Here is a 6,574-nt window from a genome sequence, read left to right on the forward strand (position 1 = left end):
GTGCCGAGCTTGAAGGTGACGTTCAGCGTCATCAGGCCGTCGGTGGTGGCCTGGCTGCTCATGTAGAGCATGCCGTCCACGCCGTTGATGGATTCCTCGAGCGGAGTGGCGACGGTCTCGGCAATCACTTTGGGGTTGGCGCCGGGGTAGTTGGCGCGCACCACCACGGTGGGCGGCACAACGTCCGGGTATTCGGCGATCGGCAGCGAGCGCAGCGCGATGAGTCCGGCAATGAACATCAGCAGCGACAGCACGCCGGCAAAGATCGGCCGGTCAATAAAAAATTTGGAAAGATTCATGGCAATTCTTCTGGTTCAGGTGAAGGAGCGGCTCAGGACTTGGCCGCGACCTTCACTGCTTTTTCGGTGAGTTCCGACTTGGCGGTCATCTCGACCGGCTGCGGTGTGATCAGCGCACCGGGGCGGATGCRCTGCAAGCCGTTGACCACAATGCGTTCATTGGCGGCCAGGCCGCTTTTGACGACACGCAGGCCATCGACGGAAGCGCCCAGCGTGACTTCGCGGTACATCGCCTTGTTGTCGGCGCCGACCACGAGCACAAACTTCTTGTTCTGGTCGGTGCCGACGGCGCGTTCGTTGATCAGCAATGCCTTGCCTTTGGTGGCCTGGCCCATGCGGATGCGCGCGAACTGGCCGGGAATCAGCTGGCCGTCCTTGTTGTCGAACACAGCGCGTGCACGCACGGTGCCGCTTCGGGCGTCCACCTGGTTGTCGACCAGCTGCAGCTTGCCTTCAAACGGCGTGTCGGCGCTGGCGGCGGTGCCCATCTGCACCGGAATGCGGTCCAGGTTGCGGCCGCCCGCGATACCGGCGTTGGCGCCCTGCACGTCCTTGAGGGCCTTGACCACGACCTGCTCGTCGGCGTCGAAGCTCGCATAGATCGGGCTCACGGACACCAGCGTGGTCAGCACGGGTGCGCCCGGGCCTGCAGCGACCAGGTTGCCCACCGTCACTTCGAGCTTGCCGACGCGGCCGGCCACCGGGGCGCGGACCTGCGAATACCCCAGGCTCAGCTGCGCCGTTTGAAGGGCTGCCTGCGCGGCGCGCAGGTTGGCGTCGGCTTCACCCTTGCCATTGGTGCGCTCGTCAAATTCGCGCTTTGAAATGGCCTGCTCGCCCCACAGGCGCTGTGAGCGCTCGTGTTCGCCTTTGGCCTGAGCCACACGGGCCTGCGCCGCGGCCACCTGGGCTTCGGCGCGCGCCACTTCGGCGGCGTAGGGTGCCGGGTCAATCGTCAGCAGCAGGTCACCCTTTTTGACCAATGCGCCTTCGCGGAAGTGCACGGCCTGGATGGTGCCGGCCACACGCGAGCGGATATCCACGCGCTCAACCGCTTCCAGCCGGCCCGAAAACTCGTCCCAGGCAGACACGTCGCTTTGCACGACAGTGGCCACCGAGACCGGCGTGGCCTGCGGCTCGCCGGACGCAGCGGACTGGGCACGCGTGCCCGAAACGCCGAAGATGACAGCCGTCACGCCCGTCAATGCCAGTACCGCCACGACGGTTGCCAGCAAACGGCGCTTGTTGTTGTGCAGATGAATCGATGTCATGGTGAAACCCCTCAAAAGAAAAAGGAAAAAAGGAACTGTGAAACTCAGGAATGGGTCGCATGCGCGGCCAGCGCATCAGCGAAAAAACGGGTGTACTGCTCATGCAGGACAGGGCCCCAAGCAGCCTTGTGGTCGCAAGGCTGCAGATAGCTGCAGGGCCAGCCGGTCGGAACCGGCAACACGGTCTCGTGCGCAACCAGGCCTGCGGCGCGCAGCCGTGCGGCGTAGGCCAGCGTTTCGTCGCGCAGCGGGTCGTCCTGCGCGGTGATAAGCAACGTCGGTGCAAGGCCTGCCAGGCGGAATGCGGCGCCGGGTGCAGCGTAAGGGTGGCTTGCGTCTTCGGCCCGGGGCAGGTATTTGTGCCAGCCGTCGGCCCAGGTGCAGCCCACGGGCCCGGCTTCGGCGTCGCGCAGCGAAGCGGTCGCAAGGCATGGGTCCAGCATGGGCGACATCAGGATCTGCCCTGCCAGAGCCGGCTCATGCTGGTCACGCGCCATCAGCGCCACGGCGGCAGCGATATTGCCACCGGCCTCTTCGCCGGCCACAAAAACCGGCGCACCGACGCCGACCAGCTTGTGGCGAGCCTTGGCGGCCCAGACCAGCGCGGCATAACCTATTTCGACAGCATTGGGGAAAGGGTGCTCTGGCGCCAGCGGATAGTCCAGCGACATCACCACTGCGCCGGCTTGGGCCAGCAACCCGGCTACGCAGGAACCGCCTTCCAGGGACCCCCCTACAAACGCGCCGGCATGGAAATGCACCACCAGGGGTGAAACGCCCGTGCCGCTGCGGCGGCCGTAAAAGCGCACGTCCAGCGGCTTTTTCAGTGCCAGTTGGATCTGTTTTTCCACCCAGGGAGGGGGGTTTTTGTCGGCGCCTGCGGGGACGGGCTGTGGGCTGTTCATCATGGCGAGCCGCACGCGGCTCCTCTTTGTTGCAATGCAGCAGAAGATACGCGCGACAACTCCCTTAATAAATAGCCGTTTTGTTTATACTTTATTTCACCAGTGCAACAATGAGGGGTAGCAAGCAGGCTTCTCCTCTGAAAATCACGGTCCCCCATGAAAGCTCCCATGAACATCCGAGCGCGGAGTTTCATCCTTCCCTGTGGGGCAAGGTCAATCGGGAGCGGGCAATCCCGGAAAGTTCTCAGGGCTATTTCGCGCCCCGCACCTGAACCGGCTGGGCTGGTCACAATCGCCCCTCGCTGTTTTGCCGATGAGCCTTTGTTGGCAAATGCCCCTCTTCCCCGGCAGCCATTCTTTTTATTACCGCCCCCGTTATCCGCCCCATATCCTCTTGCAGCGCCGGCCCGCCAGGCAAGGCACGCGCTGACGGCCCTCACCAGAACAGGACTCTTTCATGGATAAATTTTCCGCAATGCAGGCCTTTGTACGGGTTGTGGAGGCCGGCACGTTTACCAAAGCGGCAGATTCCATGGGCATGCCCAAGCCCACGGTGACGCGCCTGATCCAGACGCTGGAACAATCGCTGGACACCAAGCTGCTCAACCGCACCACGCGCAAAGTCACCGTGACGGCCGACGGTGCGGCCTACTACGAGCGCGCGGGCCGCCTTCTGGGCGAAATGGAAGAGCTTGAGTCGAGCATGTCGCGCGCCAAGGCCAGCCCGCGTGGCCGGCTCAAGGTGGACATTCCCTCATCACTGGGCCTGGCCGTGGTGATTCCGGCCCTGCCCGACTTTTATGCGCGCTACCCCGACATCCAGCTGGAGCTTGGTGTGAGCGACCGGCCGATCGACATCCTTGCCGAAAATGTCGACTGCGTGATCCGCGGCGGGCAGATCACCGACCAGTCGCTGGTGGCACGCCGCATCGGCGAGTTCTATTTGATGTCCTGCGCTTCGCCCGCCTACCTCAAGCGCCACGGCGTGCCACAGCACCCGCGCGAGCTGCAGGCGCACAAGCTGATCCGCTATTTTTCGCCGCGCGACGGCAAGCTTTACACCGTCAACCTGCAAAAGGACGGCGAGGTGGTGGAGATCGGCGGGCACCACCAGCTGTCGGTCAATGACTCGAACGCGGGTGTGGCGGCGGCGCTGGCAGGCCTGGGTATCCTGCAGACGCTCACCTTCCTGGTTCAGCACCACATCAGCAGCGGTGCGCTGGAACCCCTGTTCAATGGCTGGTGCTCCGAGGCCAAACCCATCCATGTGGTGTACCCACCCAACCGCCACCTGAGCAACAAGGTGCGTGTGTTTGTCGACTGGATCGCCGACCTCTTCGCCAAACACGACCTGATACAGCGCAAGAGCAGCTTGCCGCAATAAACGAGGCAGACGACGCGACAGCCGCTACACCGAATGCATCGGCATTTTCCGGCGTCCCCAGCTTCCTACAACTGGCGTCATCCGCAGACTACACCACAGGACATCCCAGGGGAGTAAGGTCAGTGGCTGTCCGGCGTTTTGCGCGCCTGCGTTCATACACTGCCTTTCTTCCCTGCGAAAGACCACCCATGCCAAGACCCAAAGTTGCCGCGCCCGATACCGAGAGCCGAAAGGCACTGGAGCAGCGCGCGCGGGAAGCAGCCATGCCCGCACCACCCCGTGAAAAAGGCCGCTGGCCATTTCCGGTGCCGGACGACCAGCCCGCCGGCAAAACTGAAGGCCGCCACGAGGAACCGGAAAAGCCGGCCAAGCCAGGAAAGTCCGGCGACTGACTGCCGGATTCTCCATGCACTCTCTTCTCTTCTGTGTCAGCGGCGCGCCAGGACGCGCTTGACCAGCATGGCGGCGAACAACACCAGCGCACCGGCGATCAAGCCTGTGAGTGCGTCCATCAACAGCGGTGTGAGCGCGACCAGCAAGGCACCTGCTCCGCCTATGGCCGACGCTTTTTGCGCGAGCAGCTCGATCGCGTGATGCAGCGGCGCAAAGCCGTGCGTCAAAATGCCGCCCCCCACCAGGAACATCGCGATGGTGCCCGCCACAGAAAGGCCTTTCATGAGCCAGGGAGCGGTCAGCAGGATGGCGCGGCCTGCGCCGCGCTGCAAGCGGCCCAGGGCGCCGCCTCCTTCACGCTGGCTAAGGTAAAGCCCGCCATCGTCCAGCTTCACGATGCCTGCCACCAGGCCATAAACCCCCACCGTCATCAGAAGGGCGATACCGCCCAGAACAGCCACCTGCGTCACGAAGGGACTGGCCTGCACGGTGCCCAGCGTGATCGCGATGATTTCAGCGGACAGGATGAAGTCGGTGCGGACCGCTCCCTTGATCTTGTCTTTTTCAAGCGCCAGCACGTCTACGTCGGGGTTGGTCAGTGCGGCGGTCAGTGCTTCATGCTCGGCCGCCTGTTCGTCTGCGCTGTGCATGAATTTATGCGCGAGTTTCTCAAACCCCTCGTAACAAAGAAATGCACCGCCCACCATCAGCAGCGGCGTGACGGCCCACGGTATGAACGCGCTGATGGCCAGCGCGGCCGGTACCAGGATGGCCTTGTTGACAAAAGAACCTTTGGCCACAGCCCAGACCACCGGCAGTTCCCGGTCTGCCTTGACCCCTGAGACCTGCTGGGCGTTGAGCGCCAGGTCGTCACCCAGCACGCCGGCGGTTTTCTTGGCGGCCACCTTGGAAAGCAGCGCTACGTCATCAAGGATGGTGGCGATGTCGTCGATCAACGCGAGAAGGCTGCTGGCCATATGTAGGTTCCGTGTGCCGGCGCAAGGCCGAAGGGGGTGAGCAAAGCTTGCAAAGCCTGGCCGTGGCGGTGCCGGGGCCTGGCAGGAGTCCGGTGCTGCTGTTATGCGTTGTGATCGCACCGAAGGGGAGACCTACTGTACCCAAATCCAGCGCAACAAAAAGCCGCCTCGCGGGCGGCTTTGAACGGGCATTTATGTGCCAGGTATTCAGCGTGCCGTGAGCCGTCCCAGGATAAAGCCCAAGGCAAGGGCGGCACCGACGGCCTCCAGGGGCCTTTCCTGCACCCATGATTTCGAGGCCTCAATGGCCCGGCCTGGTGCTTCAGTCACCCTGCGGGTCTGGTCGGCAAAACGGTCAGCCACGCTGCTGGCACCGCCGGCCAGCTTGTCGACGCCTTCGTGCGCGGCGGAAGAAGCGCGGTCTACCGCACTGCGGGCCGGCTCAGCCACCTTGTCAATACCGCTGTGGAGCGCTGCGCCGGCAGACTCGACGCCGCGCTGCAGGGGGTTGTCAGTACCGGAAGCCGTACCGGTGGAGGCTGTGGTTTTGTCCATGATGCTTCTTTCAAAAAAATTCCGCAAAATACCTCTGCGATCTATTTGTGTCCCGGCGATGACGGGTATATGGTTCGTCATCCAGAGGTGTCTGCCGACATTAAGCGGTGGCAGGCATGCAGACTGTGCGCAGCCGGATACGCTGCATGTAGGACAAGAGAGTGTTGTGCGTGCCGCGCGGTTGTCGGCCCACACTGACAGGAAAAAGGCCGCTTGGCTTGGCAGCCCCTGTCGCGGTTGCCCGCATCATCGTCCTGAACTCACAAGCCAAAGGCATCCAGGCCAGGCACCGTTGATAAACGCCCTTCTAACGTTTTCGAAACTCCAAGGAGAAGCACAATGCCCAGAATTGGACGACCCGCCCTCAGAACCAGCGCAACCGACAACGGCCAGCCGCGTAACGGCCCACCCGAGGAAGGTCTGGATGAAGACGACGCACTGGAGTTGCCGGTCGAGCCCGACGAAGGGATGCCGCTGATTCCTGATGACGATGAGCGGGTGGTGAATGTGCCGTCGTGAGATGGCGCTCTTAAGGCCTGGTTTTTTCTGTCGTTGTGCTTTTTGCTGAGTTCTGCTGGCCGGGGGTTGCCCGGCATGCAAGTAACTTTCTTTTGCTTCGCCAAAAGAAAGTCACCAAAGAAAAGGCGACCCTGGTTCCTGCGTCCCTMCGCTTCGCTACGGGCAACCTGYGGTGCTCGGTTCAGGCGGGGTCTCGCTCGAACTCGCCTTCGGCTCAGACAATCGCGATCCCTGATCCGCCTGAACCTGCGCTCCTCGGCGCATACAGAAG

The 6,574-nt window shown here is 62.9% G+C and carries 8 protein-coding genes; 3 read left to right on the forward strand and 5 right to left on the reverse strand.

The features are described from left to right. From AC1DWI_RS10570 to AC1DWI_RS10580, 3 genes are all read right to left on the reverse strand, one after another. On the reverse strand, positions 1–299 hold a 299-nt coding region (locus AC1DWI_RS10570; protein WP_477724804.1), incomplete at its 3' end, for an efflux RND transporter permease subunit. A gap of 32 nt (positions 300–331) precedes the next feature. Then, positions 332–1,570 (reverse strand): efflux RND transporter periplasmic adaptor subunit, encoded by a 1,239-nt coding sequence (locus AC1DWI_RS10575; RefSeq protein ID WP_477724805.1) that lies wholly within the window; start codon positions 1,568–1,570, stop codon positions 332–334. 44 nt (positions 1,571–1,614) lie between these two features. Continuing rightward, positions 1,615–2,490, reverse strand: coding sequence for an alpha/beta hydrolase (locus AC1DWI_RS10580; RefSeq protein ID WP_477672771.1), 876 nt, complete (start codon positions 2,488–2,490; stop codon positions 1,615–1,617). A 442-nt stretch (positions 2,491–2,932) separates the two neighbouring features. On the opposite strand from AC1DWI_RS10580, the gene AC1DWI_RS10585 reads away from it, so the two are divergent. Both AC1DWI_RS10585 and AC1DWI_RS10590 read left to right on the forward strand, forming a co-directional pair. Further along, positions 2,933–3,859 (forward strand): LysR family transcriptional regulator, encoded by a 927-nt coding sequence (locus AC1DWI_RS10585; protein WP_457279192.1) that lies wholly within the window; start codon positions 2,933–2,935, stop codon positions 3,857–3,859. 188 nt (positions 3,860–4,047) lie between these two features. Then, positions 4,048–4,251, forward strand: a complete 204-nt coding sequence (locus AC1DWI_RS10590; protein WP_477671484.1) for a hypothetical protein — start codon at positions 4,048–4,050, stop codon at positions 4,249–4,251. 36 nt (positions 4,252–4,287) lie between these two features. On the opposite strand, the gene AC1DWI_RS10595 is transcribed toward AC1DWI_RS10590, so the two are convergent. Then, the gene (locus AC1DWI_RS10595; protein WP_477671483.1) at positions 4,288–5,229 is read right to left on the reverse strand and encodes a DUF808 domain-containing protein; all 942 of its coding nucleotides are present in this window, start codon (positions 5,227–5,229) and stop codon (positions 4,288–4,290) included. A 207-nt stretch (positions 5,230–5,436) separates the two neighbouring features. Then, on the reverse strand, positions 5,437–5,784 hold the full coding sequence (locus AC1DWI_RS10600; protein ID WP_477671482.1) for an ElaB/YgaM/YqjD family protein: 348 nt from the start codon (positions 5,782–5,784) through the stop codon (positions 5,437–5,439). Between the two features lie 339 nt (positions 5,785–6,123). Here AC1DWI_RS10600 and AC1DWI_RS10605 point away from each other — a divergent pair, with 339 nt between their 5' ends. After that, a complete protein-coding gene (locus AC1DWI_RS10605) occupies positions 6,124–6,303 on the forward strand; it encodes a hypothetical protein (protein ID WP_477671481.1) in 180 nt (59 codons plus the stop codon). Positions 6,304–6,574 lie beyond the last annotated feature (271 nt).

This window comes from Polaromonas sp. P3_C2 (assembly GCF_056402675.1).